This window comes from Halomonas sp. hl-4, assembly GCF_900215475.1.
Taxonomy (GTDB): domain Bacteria; phylum Pseudomonadota; class Gammaproteobacteria; order Pseudomonadales; family Halomonadaceae; genus Vreelandella.
The window spans coordinates 1,976,848-1,991,978 of record NZ_LT907845.1; the positions used below are offsets into that span (position 1 = coordinate 1,976,848).

19 protein-coding genes are annotated in these 15,131 nt (G+C 58.3%); 7 read left to right on the top strand and 12 right to left on the bottom strand.

The window, feature by feature from the left end:
- Positions 1-18 precede the first annotated feature (18 nt).
- From CPH17_RS09405 to radC, 5 genes are all read right to left on the bottom strand, one after another.
- The gene (locus CPH17_RS09405; protein ID WP_096299282.1) at positions 19-1,209 is read right to left on the bottom strand and encodes a class I SAM-dependent rRNA methyltransferase; all 1,191 of its coding nucleotides are present in this window, start codon (positions 1,207-1,209) and stop codon (positions 19-21) included.
- 67 nt (positions 1,210-1,276) lie between these two features.
- Positions 1,277-2,104 carry a bifunctional DNA-formamidopyrimidine glycosylase/DNA-(apurinic or apyrimidinic site) lyase gene (gene mutM, locus CPH17_RS09410; protein ID WP_096299284.1) on the bottom strand — a complete coding sequence of 276 codons (828 nt, stop codon included), beginning with the start codon at positions 2,102-2,104 and terminating at the stop codon, positions 1,277-1,279.
- Between the two features lie 152 nt (positions 2,105-2,256).
- On the bottom strand, positions 2,257-2,412 hold the full coding sequence (gene rpmG / locus CPH17_RS09415; RefSeq protein ID WP_027337782.1) for a 50S ribosomal protein L33: 156 nt from the start codon (positions 2,410-2,412) through the stop codon (positions 2,257-2,259).
- A gap of 37 nt (positions 2,413-2,449) precedes the next feature.
- On the bottom strand, positions 2,450-2,686 hold the full coding sequence (gene rpmB / locus CPH17_RS09420) for a 50S ribosomal protein L28 (RefSeq protein WP_027337781.1): 237 nt from the start codon (positions 2,684-2,686) through the stop codon (positions 2,450-2,452).
- Between the two features lie 252 nt (positions 2,687-2,938).
- Positions 2,939-3,613 (bottom strand): RadC family protein, encoded by a 675-nt coding sequence (gene radC / locus CPH17_RS09425; protein ID WP_074397502.1) that lies wholly within the window; start codon positions 3,611-3,613, stop codon positions 2,939-2,941.
- Between the two features lie 116 nt (positions 3,614-3,729).
- Here radC and coaBC point away from each other — a divergent pair, with 116 nt between their 5' ends.
- The 5 genes from coaBC to slmA all read left to right on the top strand — a co-directional run bounded on the left by coaBC (position 3,730) and on the right by slmA (position 8,521).
- Positions 3,730-5,001 (top strand): bifunctional phosphopantothenoylcysteine decarboxylase/phosphopantothenate--cysteine ligase CoaBC, encoded by a 1,272-nt coding sequence (gene coaBC, locus CPH17_RS09430; RefSeq protein ID WP_096299286.1) that lies wholly within the window; start codon positions 3,730-3,732, stop codon positions 4,999-5,001.
- The gene (gene dut / locus CPH17_RS09435; protein ID WP_074397504.1) at positions 4,998-5,456 is read left to right on the top strand and encodes a dUTP diphosphatase; all 459 of its coding nucleotides are present in this window, start codon (positions 4,998-5,000) and stop codon (positions 5,454-5,456) included. The genes coaBC and dut overlap by 4 nt, the downstream gene beginning before the upstream one ends.
- A gap of 32 nt (positions 5,457-5,488) precedes the next feature.
- Positions 5,489-6,877 (top strand): phosphomannomutase/phosphoglucomutase, encoded by a 1,389-nt coding sequence (locus CPH17_RS09440; protein ID WP_096299288.1) that lies wholly within the window; start codon positions 5,489-5,491, stop codon positions 6,875-6,877.
- 115 nt (positions 6,878-6,992) lie between these two features.
- On the top strand, positions 6,993-7,892 hold the full coding sequence (gene argB / locus CPH17_RS09445; protein ID WP_074397506.1) for an acetylglutamate kinase: 900 nt from the start codon (positions 6,993-6,995) through the stop codon (positions 7,890-7,892).
- Positions 7,893-7,912: 20 nt separating this feature from the next.
- A complete protein-coding gene (gene slmA / locus CPH17_RS09450) occupies positions 7,913-8,521 on the top strand; it encodes a nucleoid occlusion factor SlmA (RefSeq protein ID WP_074397507.1) in 609 nt (202 codons plus the stop codon).
- Between the two features lie 94 nt (positions 8,522-8,615).
- On the opposite strand, the gene rpoH is transcribed toward slmA, so the two are convergent.
- The 4 genes from rpoH to ftsY all read right to left on the bottom strand — a co-directional run bounded on the left by rpoH (position 8,616) and on the right by ftsY (position 12,549).
- Positions 8,616-9,482, bottom strand: coding sequence for an RNA polymerase sigma factor RpoH (gene rpoH, locus CPH17_RS09455; protein WP_074397508.1), 867 nt, complete (start codon positions 9,480-9,482; stop codon positions 8,616-8,618).
- Positions 9,483-9,587: 105 nt separating this feature from the next.
- Positions 9,588-10,625: a permease-like cell division protein FtsX gene (ftsX, locus tag CPH17_RS09460; RefSeq protein WP_074397509.1), complete on the bottom strand. Its 1,038-nt coding sequence runs from the start codon at positions 10,623-10,625 to the stop codon at positions 9,588-9,590.
- Positions 10,622-11,290 carry a cell division ATP-binding protein FtsE gene (ftsE, locus tag CPH17_RS09465; protein WP_074397510.1) on the bottom strand — a complete coding sequence of 223 codons (669 nt, stop codon included), beginning with the start codon at positions 11,288-11,290 and terminating at the stop codon, positions 10,622-10,624. Before ftsE ends, ftsX begins: the two co-directional genes overlap by 4 nt.
- Complete coding sequence (gene ftsY / locus CPH17_RS09470; RefSeq protein WP_096299290.1) at positions 11,287-12,549, bottom strand: signal recognition particle-docking protein FtsY; 1,263 nt, start codon at positions 12,547-12,549, stop codon at positions 11,287-11,289. Before ftsY ends, ftsE begins: the two co-directional genes overlap by 4 nt.
- A 91-nt stretch (positions 12,550-12,640) precedes the next feature.
- On the opposite strand from ftsY, the gene rsmD reads away from it, so the two are divergent.
- Together rsmD and zapB are read left to right on the top strand one after the other, a co-directional pair.
- Positions 12,641-13,249: a 16S rRNA (guanine(966)-N(2))-methyltransferase RsmD gene (gene rsmD / locus CPH17_RS09475; RefSeq protein WP_096299292.1), complete on the top strand. Its 609-nt coding sequence runs from the start codon at positions 12,641-12,643 to the stop codon at positions 13,247-13,249.
- Positions 13,250-13,352: 103 nt separating this feature from the next.
- Entirely contained in the window at positions 13,353-13,535 is a 183-nt protein-coding gene (zapB, locus tag CPH17_RS09480) for a cell division protein ZapB (protein WP_096299294.1), read from the top strand.
- On the opposite strand, the gene CPH17_RS09485 is transcribed toward zapB, so the two are convergent.
- Genes CPH17_RS09485 through CPH17_RS09495 form a run of 3 tightly spaced genes read right to left on the bottom strand, consistent with a single transcriptional unit; the run spans position 13,532 to position 15,118 of the window.
- Positions 13,532-13,978, bottom strand: a complete 447-nt coding sequence (locus tag CPH17_RS09485) for a GNAT family N-acetyltransferase (protein WP_331712953.1) — start codon at positions 13,976-13,978, stop codon at positions 13,532-13,534. The two genes, zapB and CPH17_RS09485, sit on opposite strands and share 4 nt — an antisense overlap.
- Positions 13,965-14,813: a hypothetical protein gene (locus CPH17_RS09490; RefSeq protein ID WP_096299296.1), complete on the bottom strand. Its 849-nt coding sequence runs from the start codon at positions 14,811-14,813 to the stop codon at positions 13,965-13,967. Before CPH17_RS09490 ends, CPH17_RS09485 begins: the two co-directional genes overlap by 14 nt.
- Positions 14,810-15,118, bottom strand: a complete 309-nt coding sequence (locus tag CPH17_RS09495; protein WP_074397515.1) for a BolA family protein — start codon at positions 15,116-15,118, stop codon at positions 14,810-14,812. Before CPH17_RS09495 ends, CPH17_RS09490 begins: the two co-directional genes overlap by 4 nt.
- Between the last annotated feature and the right edge of the window lie 13 nt (positions 15,119-15,131).

Sequence of the window (15,131 nt, forward strand, 5' to 3'; positions counted from 1 at the left end):
GGTTGCTGAAAGTACTACCTAGTCACGGAACACGCGCACGCCTAACGCCTTCAGGTACGACGTTTCCGGGATCGCCGGGTGTACCGGGTGGTCCGGCCCTTGATGGCCCTGGAAGATAACTTGACCATGGCGGTCCTGGTGACGCACCGCGCCGCGCACCACATCCACTAGGCGCTCGGGGGCCAGGTGCATCGAGCATGAGGCCGACATTAGCAAACCATCACGACCCAGCAGGCGCATGGCTTCACGGTTCAGACGATTGTAGGCACGTTCGCCGTTGGGGATATCCTTGCGCTTTTTGATAAACGCAGGCGGATCCAGAATTACCACGTCGAACTGTTCGCCGTCGGCTTTAAGCGCCGCCAAGGCCTCAAACGCATCGCCTTCACCAATAGCGACCTGTTCCTGGACACCGTTCAGTTCAGCATTGCGGGCCACCTGCTCAAGCGCCGGACCCGATGAGTCGACACACAGTACTTCAGAGGCACCGCTAACGGCCGCCTGGACGCCCCAGCCACCCACGTAGCTGAATACGTCCAATACTCGCTTACCGGCGACCTGCCCATTCAGCCAGGCACGATTAACCCGGTGATCGAAGAACCAGCCGGTCTTCTGGCCATCAAGTACCGGTACCACAAAGTGCACGCCATTCTCTTCCAACAGCACTTCGTCAGGCAGCACGCCTTTGACCACTTCCACCAGGGCATCCAGACCTTCCTGGCGACGGCCACCGGTGTCGTTGCGGAACACAATCGCGCTGGGCTTGATGACTTTTTCCAAGGCATCGACAATCTCTTCAGCTAACGACTGCATACCTGCGGTGTTCAACTGCACCACCACGACATCGCCGAAGCGGTCGACCACCAGACCCGGCAACAGGTCGCCTTCACCATGAATCAGGCGATAAAACGGCTGCTCAAACAATCGTTGACGCAAGGCAAGCGCCTGGTTGAAGCGGTGCACAAACAGCGAGCGATCCAGACGCATTTCGGGGTCACGTGACATCACCCGCGCTGCAATGAGCGAATGCGGGTTCACGTATGCGACCCCGATGGTCTTACCGTTAGACGCCTCGACCAGCGCGGCCTCACCCGCGGTAAAGTTCTTCAGCGGGGTTTCTTTAATATCGACTTCGTTGGAATAAATCCACAGATGGCCCGCTTTCAGGCGGCGGTCAGCGTTTTTATTCAGGCGCAGGCGTTGGGTCACAACAGTCTCCAAAACAGCGTAGGCTTTAAAAGCTCGGGCAAAACAGTAAATCGATGCGACGCCGTAATTAGCGTTGGCAGCCGGGGCAAAAGACGCTACTCCGCTGGCCGAGTGTGATGCGGCGAAGCTCCGCCCCGCAGCGCATACAGGGTTGGCCGTGTCGGCCATAAACATTCAAACGCTGGGCAAAATAGCCAGGCTCGCCCTGGCCGCTGACAAAATCGCGCAGCGTGGTGCCGCCCTGAATGATAGCAGCGGCCAGCACCTCCTTCACAGCGAGGGCTAGCTGTTCGTAGCGGGCCAGTGAGATGAGCCCCGCCGCACGACGGGGATCAATGCCCGCCATGAACAACGCTTCCGCGGCGTAAATGTTACCGGCGCCGACGACCACGCGGTTGTCCATCAAAAAAGGCTTCACCGCAACACGCTTATTGCGTGACATGCGATACAGCCAGCGACCGTTAAAGGTGTCATCCAGCGGCTCGGGACCCAAATGTGCCAAGCGCTTATCGGCACTGCCATCACCCTGCTGCCAATCGACAAAGCCAAACCGACGCGGGTCGTGGTAGCGCAGCACATAGCCACTTTGGGTGACCACATCCACATGGTCATGCTTTTTAGGCAAATCGCCTACCTGGGCTATGCGCAGGCTGCCGGACATGCCCAAATGCCACAGTAGCGTAGCCTTACCCTCGTCGGTAACGACCGGCATTTGTAGGTACTTGGCGCGACGCGTCAATCCACCCACGCGCGAGCCTACAAGCCGCTCTGCGAAGTCCTCCGGCACCGGCACGCGCAGGCTAGGTTGGCGAACCCGAACTTCGGTAATTTCCTGGCCTTCCAAGTAAGGCGCGATACCCTGCCGGGTGGTTTCAACTTCGGGCAACTCGGGCATGATGAGAGCCTTTGATGACGGTGTGGTGACGGACTTTCACCTCTGCTATGTCGCTCGCAGGCGCACAACACCCATTCATGCAAAAACCCGGCTTAGGGCCGGGTTTTTAACAGGCGCTCGCCTGCGGTGAAAGCCAGTTATCGCAAAAGCGATTACTTGATTTTGGCTTCCTTGTACATAACGTGCTTACGGACCACCGGGTCGTATTTCTTGAATTCGAACTTATCCGGGGTATTCCGCTTGTTTTTATCAGTGGTGTAAAAGTGGCCTGTACCGGCACTGGACACCAGCTTGATCTTATCGCGCATGGTTTAACTCTCCCAAAATTCTTAGCCAAATGACTATTTAGATGGCGTCGCCGCGCTTACGGATATCGGCCAGAACCGTCTCAATGCCTTTCTTGTCAATGATACGCATACCTTTAGAGGAAACGCGCAGCTTGACGAAGCGGCCTTCAGCTTCAACCCAAAAACGATGGGTGTGCAGGTTCGGCAAGAAACGACGACGTGTCTTACGCTGGGAGTGAGAAACGTTATTTCCGGTTACCGGACGCTTACCGGTAACCTGACATACTTTGGACATGAGAGCCTCCAACTGCTTGGCCAGGATTTAATTACCTGAGTGTTCAAAACTGTCGGGCAAACCGGAGCAGGGAGGGCGTCAACGCGGTTAACCGCCTAGCTATACCCAAATCCGTTATTCAACCCAAGTTCAAAGGTGGCACTTTATACCAGAGCACTAGCCATTCAGCAAGAAAAACCGTGACAAAAGGCCGAAAAACCGCCTTTTGATTCATGTTACTTAACATCGTCGCTGATTGGCCGGGTAGCGTGCTTACAGCCAGCCCCGCTCGGCAAATGACACCACGTCTCCGTCCCCCACCACGAAATGATCCAGCACCCGCACATCAAAGAGGGCGAGCGCTTCTTTCAAACGATCAGTGATTCGTCGATCAGCATCACTAGGCTCAGCAACACCCGAAGGATGGTTGTGGGCCAGGATAACAGCGCCAGCGTTGTGCGCTAAGGCACGCTTGGCAACTTCGCGGGGATAAACGGATGCGCTGTCTAGGGTACCGCGAAACAGGGATTCATAGCGAATAATTCGGTGCTGGGTATCCAAAAAAAGTACTGCGAATTCCTCATGGCCCAGATGGCGTAGTTGAGAACTCAAGTAGTGGCGCACCAGCGTGGGTGACGTCAGCGCTTCCCCGCGTGCCAACTGCGTGGCCAGATGGCGTCTGGAGAGTTCAAGCGTGGCCTGTAGCTGGGCGAACTTGGCGCTCCCCAGCCCACGCGCTTCACAAAAACGCGTCTGGTCGGCTTCCAGCAGCTGACGCAGCCCCCCAAAGCTTGCCAGCAGATCCCGCGCCAGATCGACCGCGGAGCGACCTTGAACTCCGACACGCAAAAAAATCGCCAGTAGCTCAGCGTCAGATAGCGCCTGAGCCCCCAAGTTTAATAGTTTTTCTCGTGGCCGCTCGCCTTCCGGCCAGTGGTTAATGCCCATCGCCGCCTCCCTGCGCGTTGCTTTGCCTTTCCCTATGCGTGGATGCAGCATGCCAAATTGTGCAGACGAATGGTATGGTAAGCGACCTAAAGAATGCTCAACGTGGGTGTTATGCCATGACGTCTGTGACTGCGACAACGACCGCTAACGCAAAGCGCGTGCTGCTGGGTATCAGCGCGGGCATCGCGGCGTATAAAAGCGCCCAGATCGTGCGCCTGCTAAAGCAAGCAGGCTGCGAAGTGCGCGTAGTAATGACCGATGGGGCTCAGGCGTTTATCACCCCGTTAACCTTACAGGCACTATCCGGCGAGCCCGTGCGCACCTCGCTGCTCGACCCTGACGCCGAAGCGGGCATGGGGCATATTGAGCTTGCCCGCTGGGCCGATGTTGTCCTGGTCGCTCCCGCCACCGCCGATCTCATTGCACGCCTGGTCCACGGCATGGCTGATGATCTGCTGACCACGCTTTGCCTGGCCTCGGAAGCCCCCAAGCTAATTGCCCCCGCCATGAACCAGGCTATGTGGCGTCACCCAGCCACCCAGCGCAACATAAAGCAAATAGCCGAGGATGGCTGGCAACTGATTGGACCCGCGGCGGGCGATCAGGCCTGCGGCGACGTTGGCCCAGGACGCATGAGCGAACCCGAAGTGATCGTTGACGCGCTATTGCGTCACTTTTTGCCCTCGCCCCGCGTGACACCGAGCGCCTCGGCGCCGCATGTGGTGATCACCGCGGGCCCGACCCGGGAAGCACTCGACCCGGTGCGCTATCTGTCCAATCACAGTTCGGGGAAAATGGGCTACGCGCTCGCCGCCGCCGCCTCTGCACAGGGTGCCAACGTCACACTGATCAGCGGACCGGTCGCGCTTGCAACGCCCGCTGGCGTAACGCGCATCGACGTTGAAACCGCCGAGCAGATGCACCAGGAGTCACTGCGCTTAGCCACTAAGGCGGCACTGTTTATCGGCTGTGCCGCCGTTGCTGACTATCGCGCGGCAAGTACCGCTGAACATAAGCTGAAAAAGACCCATGAGAGCGATACGCTAACGCTTACCTTGGTCAAAAACCCCGACATTATTGCCGATGTGGCCGCGCTTCCGCCCGAGACACGTCCTTTTGTGATCGGCTTTGCCGCCGAAACCCAGGACGTTGAACGTTACGCTACGGATAAACTCACGCGTAAAGGCCTTGATATGATCGTTGCCAACGACATTAGCCAACAAGGCCTCGGCTTTGGCAGCGACGATAACGCGGCGCTTCTGCTATGGCGTACACCTCAAGGTATCGAACGCCGGCCAGAAGCCCCACAGCCCAAAACACAGTTGGCAAATCGCGTCATCCAACAAGCCCTTATGTTATTGCCCACGTTTACTGGAGCCACCTCATGACTTCCCGCCCCCGCTTGCAATGCAAAGTGTTGGATGAACGACTGCGCGACTATTTGCCCCATTATGCGACCGATGGCTCAGCGGGCATGGACCTGCGCGCGCTGCTCGACGAGCCGCTTATCCTGAACCCAGGAGATACTCACCTCGTACGTACGGGCCTAGCCATCTATATTGAAGATCCTGGCCTTGCCGGTATGATTTTGCCTCGCTCCGGTTTGGGGCATAAGCATGGCATCGTACTGGGCAACTTGGTGGGTTTGATTGATGCCGACTACCAGGGAGAGTTAATGATTTCCGTATGGAATCGCGGACAAAGCGCCTTTACGCTCGCCCCGTTCGAGCGGTTGGCACAGTACGTGCTTGTTCCGGTGGTACAGGCTGAGCTTGATCTGGTCGATCAATTTAGCGATTCCACGCGCGGCAGCGGCGGCTTCGGCAGTACTGGCCGTCACTAATCGGTACTGGCTACTTTCGTAAGGATACCCCCATGACGACACCCACAATTCCCGCTTCGATTTTCCGGGCTTACGACATCCGCGGCATTGTCGATGACACCCTCACCGAAGACACGGTGGAATGGATAGGCCGTGCCATCGGCTCTGCGGCGGCTGCACGGGGTGAATCCACCGTTGTGGTGGCTCGCGACGGCCGGTTATCCGGCCCACGCTTACAGGGCGCATTAATGCGTGGTTTGAACGCGGCGGGGTGCGACGTGATCGATATCGGCATGGTACCCACCCCGGTGCTGTATTTCGCCACCCACATTCTCGACGGCACCCGCTCCGGGGTCATGGTCACCGGGAGCCACAATCCGCCCGATTATAACGGCTTTAAAATCGTGCTTGGTGGCGACACGCTCTCCGGCGACGCCATCACCGCCCTCTACGAGCGATTACAGTCAGGCGACCTTACCCAAGGGGAAGGCAGCATTCGTCAAGAAGACGTACGCGATGCCTACTTAACGCGCATCCTGGGCGACGTCAGTGTCAGCCGCCCGCTGAAGGCGGTTGTCGACTGCGGCAACGGCGTGGCGGGCGAGCTAGGCCCGCAGTTAATCGAGCGCTTGGGCGTGAATACGATACCGCTGTTTGACGAGATTGATGGCACCTTTCCCAATCACCACCCTGACCCCGGCAAGCCCGAAAACCTGCAAGACTTAATTCGTACGGTTCAAGACACGAAGGCGGACATCGGTCTCGCCTTTGACGGCGACGGCGACCGGCTTGGCGTGATTACTCCTCGCGGGCGGCTGATCTACCCGGACCATCTGTTGATGGCGTTTGCCACCGATATGCTGGGACGCAACCCCGGTGCCAAGGTGATTTTTGACGTTAAGTGTACCGGCAACCTGAATCAGGTGATCAGCGAGGCGGGCGGCGAGCCAGAAATGTGGCGCACGGGCCACTCGCTTATCAAGGCACGCATGAAGGAAACCGGCGCCCTGCTGGCCGGCGAAATGAGTGGGCATATTTTCTTCAAAGAACGCTGGTACGGCTTCGACGACGGTCTCTACGCGGCAGCTCGGCTGGTGGAGATTTTGGCCAACTACGCAGGCGACGCCGATGCGTACTTTGATAGCTTCCCGCAAGACATCGGCACACCGGAAATCAACATCACCGTCACCGACAGCAACAAATTCAACCTGGTAGATAAACTTGCTCGGGAAGGCGACTTCGGCGATGGTATCAAGACAACGCTGGACGGCATTCGGGTCGACTACCCGGACGGGTGGGGGCTTTGCCGTGCTTCAAACACCACGCCCGTGTTAGTACTGCGTTTTGAAGGAAAGAATGAAGCGGCCTTAACGCGCATTAAAGCGCAGTTTGCCAATGCACTGAAAAATGTCGACCCCGCTTTGACGCTACCCCAGGCTTGACCTGGGGCGCCATCGTGCGGTGGGACCGAGCCCATAAGAAGGCGCGGCCCAGCATGGGTTTCTCAGTGCGCTGAATGCCAATAAGTTTGCCACATCATTATCAAGGGACAACGTCATGAGTTCAGCCAGTCGCGACCCCCAGGTCGTTGTGGAGGTGCTTTCCGAAGCCCTCCCCTATATTCAGCAATTTTCCGGCAAAACCGTTGTAGTCAAATACGGCGGCAATGCGATGACGGAAACCACTCTGATCGACTCATTTGCCCGCAATATCGTGTTAATGAAAGAAGTGGGCATCAACCCTGTGGTCGTTCATGGCGGCGGCCCCCAGATTGGCGACTTGCTGGCCAAGCTCAATATTGAATCGCGCTTCGTCAACGGCATGCGGGTGACCGATTCGCAAACCATGGACGTGGTCGAGATGGTGCTCGGCGGGCTGGTCAACAAGAGCATCGTCAACCTGATCAACCAGAGTGGCGGCAAAGCGATTGGCCTGACCGGTAAAGACGGCGCGCAAATTCGCGCACGCCAGCTCAAGGTGGAGCATCAAAGCCCTGAAATGACCGCCCCGGAAATCATCGATATTGGCCATGTGGGCGAGGTCGAGTCGATCTCCACCGACCTGATTGAAATGCTAGCGGCGCGGGACTTTATTCCCGTGATTGCGCCGATTGGCGTGGACAGCGAAGGTAAAAGCTACAACATCAACGCGGACCTTGTGGCTGGCAAGATTGCCGAAGCCCTCAACGCCGAAAAGCTCATGCTGTTGACCAACGTGGCCGGCCTGATGAATGCCGAAAGCGAAGTGCTCACCGGCTTGACCACCGCTCAAGTTGACGCCCTGATTGCCGATGGCACTATTCATGGCGGTATGCTGCCCAAAATTCGCTGCGCGCTCGAGGCCGTAAAAGGCGGCGTTAACAGTGCCCACATTATCGATGGCCGTGTGCCCCATGCCGTGCTGTTGGAGATTTTCACCAACGCCGGGGTCGGCACGCTGATCACCGACACCCACTAACCGCGACGGAGAGCAACATCATGAGCGATGAACGCAAGCCTCGCCGCCGCGAGCAAATCCTTCAGGCCCTCGCCCTAATGCTTGAAGAAGACAGTGGCAAACGGATTACCACGGCGGCTCTCGCACGCCAGGTGGGTGTCTCAGAAGCGGCCCTCTACCGCCACTTCCCTAGCAAGGCACGTATGTTTGAAGGGCTGATCGATTTTATCGAGGAAAGCATTTTTGCGCGTATTAACCGCATCATGGAAGAGGTGCCCGACGCCACCAATCGCTGCCGTACGATTCTGTCGCTGGTGCTCGGCTTTGCCGAAAAGAACCCGGGGCTTGCCCGCGTTATGGGCGGCGACGTATTGACCGGCGAGACCGCCCGGCTGCGTCAGCGCATCCACCAGTTGTTTGAGCGACTGGAAACCCAGTTCAAGCAGATTCTCCGCGAGGCCGAACTACGCGAGGGCCTGCGCCCCACCATTCCGGCCTCCGCCGCTGCCAACTTGCTGGCGGCCCAGGCAGAGGGGCGTATTTCTCAGTATGTGCGCAGCGATTTCAAACGCTTGCCCACCGACTACTGGGACGACCAGTGGACACTACTATCGAGCCAATTACTGCGCGAAGCAGTGCAGCCAGCTTAACCTCTTAATCAGGCAAGAATAAGTGCGCCTGGTAGACACAAAAACGGCGCGCCTGCTATGGGCGCGCCGTTTTTATTGGCTACAACTTACTCGTTCAGGCCGCGATGGTATCGCCCATTTTCTGGCGCAATTTCTTCATCGCATTTTTCTCGAGCTGACGAATACGTTCGGCGCTAACGCCATAAACATCTGCCAGATCGTGCAGCGTGGCTTTGTTTTCCGCCAACCAACGGCGCTGCAAAATATCCCGAGAACGTTCGTCTAATCCTTCAAGTGCCAACTGCAGGCGGCGCGTTGAATCTTCCTCAAAATCGCTGTCTTCCAACTGCGTTGCCGGGTTGGAGGCCGCGTCGTCTAAAAAGTGCACCGGCGCTTGATAGGCACTGTCTTCGTCATCGCTAGGCGACGCGTCAAAGCCAGCATCGTAGGAGGAAAGACGCCCCTCCATATCACGCACAATGCCGGGTTTTACGTTAAGGTCTTTGGCAATGGCATCAACTTCATCATTATTGAGCCAGGCAAGCCGCTTTTTCGCACTGCGCAAGTTGAAGAACAACTTGCGCTGGGCCTTGGTGGTGGCAATTTTGACAATACGCCAATTGCGCAACACAAATTCATGGATCTCGGCTTTGATCCAGTGCACCGCAAATGAAACCAGACGAACGCCTTGATTTGGGTCGAAACGCTTGACGGCTTTCATCAAGCCAACATTACCTTCCTGAATTAAATCGGCTTGGGGCAGGCCATACCCTGAATAACTACGCGCGATGTGCACGACAAAACGCAGATGCGATAGCACCAAACGTCGCGCCGCCTCTAGATCGCCTTCATCGTACAGGCGGAACGCAAGCTCACGCTCTTCGTCGGCACTAAGAACCGCAATGCCGTTGACCGCTTTGATGTAGCCACCCAGGTCATTGCCTGGGGAAAGCTGCCCCACCGGTAGAAGACTAGTGCTCATGTGCAGGTGGTCTCCGTTGTAACCCTTACGTGGATTAATGTATCACTGTGACCTTGCCATATGGTCAAGGTTCCCTCGCCGTCGCCTGATGAGCAACGTGGGCCTTCAGCGTGGGCGAATACTGGCAAGATGCCGAGATACGGCAAGCCATGCGCCCAACCAGCCGAGTAGTGTACTGCAAGATAGCAAAATTGTGGAGCCTGTCACGTCCAATTGCGGCAGCGAAAAACTCGCCCCATAGCTTGCCGCCAAAGCGGCCACAGGTAGCGACAGCCAGTGGTTACCCAGCGATAGCAGCCCTAGGGCCAAAACACCGCCGCCAAAGCCATACCAGGCGCCACTATATAGAAAGGGACGCCTGACAAACGCATGGGTCGCGCCGATCAACATCACCACTTCGATTTCACGCCGCCGACTCTCCACTGATAGTCGGATGGTATTCCCCACCACCAGTAACACGCCGAGACCAAACAAGACGCCCAGAGCCAGCGCCACCCGTGTTCCCAACGCCGCCAAGTGGCGGAGGCGCTCAACCCACGCCAAATCGACCCGCACTTCATCGACACCGGGCATGTCTTCCAGGCGCTCGGCGAGCGTCTGCATGATGTCAGGATCAACGCTACTCGGGCGTACCACGACACTTCCCGGCAGCGGGTTATCTTCAAGCCCTGAGAGCGCATCTTCTACACCCAGCGACTGCTGAAAGTCGGCCATGCCCTGTTCAGCGCTAACAAACCGGGTGCTTTGCACGTCTTCATCCGCACTGACCGCCTGCTCGATGCGTTCGGCCTCGCCGGATTCAACGTCGACTTCAAGATACACGGTGAGCGTGGCGCTCTCGTCCAGCTCTGCATCCAGTAGCCGGGCACTGTCCAATGTCAGCCAAAGCGCCGCTGGCAGCACCAAGGCAATGGCAATCGCCAGCATCGTAAGCAAATTACCTACTGGGTAGCGGATCAGGCGCTGCAGGCTGTCGACCCCCATCGCCCGGTGGTGCCGTCCCCATGCCCGCAAGCGGCTAGACGTGCGCGGCTGTTGGGCTCGCGCTCCTCGCTGCACGGGGCGTGCAGCCTCTCGCGGGGCTGCACGGGCGCGCGTTGCCCGAGGGGCAGCGCCTTTCGGCCTAATAGTGGGTCGTTTCATTCGGCCCCCTCATCCGCCACTAGGCGGCCATCGCGCAAGCGTAAAATCCGATGTTGCAGTCGCGCGATCAACGCCAAATCGTGGCTGGCAACCATCACGGTAGTGCCAATCCGGTTAAAATCTTCAAACAGCGACATAATGTCGGCGGACAGCTGCGGATCCAGATTACCGGTGGGCTCGTCGGCAAGCAGTAAAGCGGGCTTATTGACCACCGCACGGGCGATACCCACGCGCTGCTGTTCACCGCCGGAAAGCTCAATGGGCAGCGCTTTTTCACGGTGCAGCAAGCCTACTTTATCGAGGGCGGCGCGGACACGTCGGGCGGACTCCCGGGGCTCGATACCCTGGATGTCCAACGGCAGCGACACGTTTTGAAACACGCTGCGATCGAACAGCAGTTGATGGTCCTGAAACACCACGCCAATTTGGCGCCGGTAAAACGGCACTTGGCTGGCATGCAACTGGGCAATATCGTGACCCGCTACCACCACGCGCCCACGGCTCGGCTTTTCCAGGCGCATAACCAAACGCAACAGCGAGCTTTTCCCCGCGCCTGAGTGCCCAGTGAGAAACACCATCTCACCTCTCGCCACACGAAAGTTCAGATGCGACAGCGCCTCAAAACGCCCTCCGTAGCGCTTACCCACATGCTCAAAGGCGATCATGGGTTGGCATCGTCTCCCTGACGGTCGAAAAGCGCGTTGACGAAGTCTTTCGACTCGAAGGGCCGCAGGTCATCCAGCCCTTCGCCAACACCTATGTAGCGAATCGGCGTATTAAGCTGCTTCGCTAACGCAAAAATAATCCCACCTTTGGCGGTGCCATCTAGCTTGGTGAGCGTGATACCGCTCACCGGGACTGCCTCGTTAAACGTGGTGGCCTGGGAGATAGCGTTTTGCCCTGTCCCGGCATCGAGCACCAGCATCACCTCATGGGGCGCGGTGTCATCGATCTTTTTCATTACGCGATGGACTTTTTTCAGCTCTTCCATCAGGTGGCCCTTATTATGCAAACGTCCGGCGGTATCGGCGATTAACACATCCACCCCGCGGGATTTGGCGGCGGCGACCGCGTCATAAATCACCGAGGCACTGTCAGCACCGGTGTGCTGGGCAATCACCGGCACGCTGTTGCGCTCACCCCAAACCTTCAACTGCTCCACAGCGGCGGCACGGAAGGTATCCCCTGCCGCCAGCATGACGCTTTTGCCTTCACGCTGAAAACGCTGGGTGAGCTTGCCGATCGTGGTGGTTTTGCCGACACCGTTGACGCCCACCACCAGAATCACGAAGGGGCCGTCGCTGGCCTTATCAAAGCTCAGCGGAACGGTGACGGGTTCAAGCATCGCCGCCAGTTCTTCCTGCAATCCACGGTAGAGCGCTTCGGGGTCATTTAGCTCTTTGCGCGATACACGGGCTTCCAGTCGCTCGATAATTTCGCTGGTCGCCTCAATTCCCACGTCAGCCATTAGCAGTTGGGTTTCGAGGTCTTCAAGCAGCTCGTCATCGATCTGCTTTTTACCCAGGAAAAGATCGGCGATGCCGTCAGTCAAATTAGCGCGGGTTTTGCCCAGGCCTGACGTGATACGCGCAAGCCACCCTTTTTTCTCGCCTTTATCGGCAACCGGCTTATCTTGCAGCGCCGGTTTTTCAACGAGCTCTGGCTCTGGCTCTGGCTCTGGCTCTGGCTCTGGCTCTGGCTCTGGCTCTGGCTCTGGCTCTGGCTCTGGCTCTGGCTCTGGCTCTGGCACAGGATCCGGTGCAGCCGAATGCTCGTCAACGCCGGCATCCTCGCGCTCGCCGCTTTGCGAGTCCGGCGCTTGCAAGGAGCCTTCATCGGTCTCCTGCTCCTTAGAAGCCTCGGCCTGCGACTCTTCGTCCTGCTGGGAATCCTGCTTTTGTTTACGCTTAAAAAAACCAAACATGGATGTCATCCGACTAATAAAGATAAAGAATGTGATTATCCTACCACCGCCAACCAAGACTTTGGATAAGTAGCCCGCTACAATCCGCGATATGACACGACAACGTTCCTCTCGCTCATCCGCTGCTCGACGATCGCCTGCCAAACCCATGGGCAAGCTGCGCATTATTGGCGGCGACTTTCGCCGTCGCCAGCTCCCGGTACTCGACAGCCCTGGCTTGCGCCCCACGCCCGACCGCGTGCGTGAAACACTGTTTAACTGGCTCGGCCAGACGCTTTACGGCAAAAAAGTGCTCGACCTGTTTGCCGGCACCGGCGCGCTGGGGGTTGAAGCACTCTCACGCGGGGCCGCACAGGTCGCCTTTATCGAGCGGGACACCCAGGTGGCCGCTCACATTACCCGTAACCTTGAGACGCTCCAAGCAAATCAGGGTCATGTCATCATTCGCGATGCACAGGTGTTTCTCGCCCAGCCTGCTCAACGCTTCGATGTCGTCTTTCTAGACCCACCGTTTCATCAGGCTCTGGTAGCCGACTGTTGTAGCGCACTGGAGACAGGCGGCTGGCTGGCAGAAGATGCGATGATTTACGTTGAAACCGAACGTGACTGGGACCCTCAAGTGCCAGCCCATTGGGCGCTGCATCGCGAGACCCAAGCAGGGGAAAGCACGGCAAGGCTTTATCGACGCCACGCTCCGTAATCAGCGCTTGCGGCATCGCATTGCGAGCGTTACGCTCGCCCGACTGTTTTTTAACCCGTTTTTTACAGGCAAGCATGTCGCTTGTTTTTATCTGGAGGTGGGCATGAGCCTAGAGTTATTCAATCAGCTTGAACAGCGCGTTACCGATACCGTCGAGGCGCTGGAAATGATGAAGCTGGAAAACGAGACGCTGCGCAATGAAAACACCCAGCTCAAGCAGGAGCACGAAGAGTGGGAGCGCCGCTTAAGCGCGCTGCTGACTAAATTTGATGACGACCCGGCTTAATTAGACCGCGACATCAGCAGCGCACTCTCGCGTCCGGCGGCGCCTTCAGCCGCCGGGTAGTAATCCCGCCGCATGCCGTCCTGTTGAAAGCCTGCGCCGGCGTAAAGCTTTCGCGCTGACGTATTGCTTTCACGCACCTCCAGCAGCACCCGCTCGCTTTGCCAATCGGCTGCCACCGCCAGCACAGCGCCGAGCAATTCACCGCCGATCCCTTCGCCACGCCTCTCAGGCAGCACGCCAATAGCCTGCAGTTCGGCATCGAAAGGCAAGCGTGCCAGCAGCGCATAACCGATCAGCTCGCCAGCCTGCCAGCATCCCATTACACAGGCCGCATCGTCGACCAATGCCTCTGTCAGCAGCGCTTGGCTTGCGCCGCTCTGGGTGCGCGCTTCGAGCGCCAGAAGTGACTGCACGTCAGTGCGGTAAAGCTCAGCGATCATCATGCGCTAACGAGGGTGCCTGCCAACCTTTCGCCAGGGCGTACAGCTCAGGCCAGAGAGCACGCTTGGCCGTGGGGCTTTCCAGTAAAGTGGTCAATGCTGGCGCTTGCCAGACCGGCAGGCCCAGGGTGCGGCTGTGATCGGCATCCACATCCAATACCTTCGACAGCGACTCGCTATCCGGGTCAGCGGCGTCGGCGCCCCACCACAGTATCTTTTCCAACTGCCAGTGCTGGCGACTGGCCGCGCCATTGATAAAGGCGGTGACGCCTTCACGGGCTTCTTCCAGCGGGTCGTCCGACGCAAAGGCATTGGCCATGGGCGGCCATTTGAACCGCGTGACCTCCGGCAGTGCGCCGTCGGCAAGCCCGGCCGCCTGACATATATTGGCGAGTAACCGCTGGGCGTCCGCGCTGAGGTCCCCGGCGTGCAGGCTTAGCCAGCGTCCACCGATACATACGCATGACACATGAAACGTCAGGGGCTTGGCGGGCGCTGCGTGAGACGACGTAGCAGGTGCCTCGTCAGGCGTTGACGTAGCAGGCGCTTCCACGGGTTTACCCGGAGCCTTCGCCCGATCGTCAAGCAGGGCGCGCACCGCCGAGGGTGACGCGGGCACGTCCTCAGCGACAGACGGCGCGTCGGCGGGCTTTGGCGGCGGTGATGGCGCATCATCCAAAAGCGCCTGTAAGCGCTCGCGCGGCGGCGTTGTCGCCGCTGGCGTATCATCCCACTCGCAGGCTTCGGTCGGGCGTGCGTTGGGCAGTTGATAGCGGGATGCCCAGGCAGTGATACCCATGGCCTCCAGGTAATGCCGGCGAACAACCTCTGGGGTCACTGCCCGCCCCCTCGACAGTTGGGCGAATCGGGGCGCTGACCGCCGCGGACTTCCCATTCATGGGGGGTGTACAAATGAAGGGCCAGCGCGTGCACCGGGCCCGACAGTTCATCGGCCAGCAGCGCATAGATCTTCTGGTGGCGCTTAACCGGCATCAGGCCATCAAAGCTATCGCTCACCAGGGTCACCTTGAAATGTGTTTCGGCGTTCTCGGGCACGTTGTGCATATGGCTTTCATTTTCTACCTGCAGCACGTCGGGCGCGAGCGCCGCTAACTTCTGCTCTATTTGTGCCTGCAGCGTCATGGAGGCTCTCCTT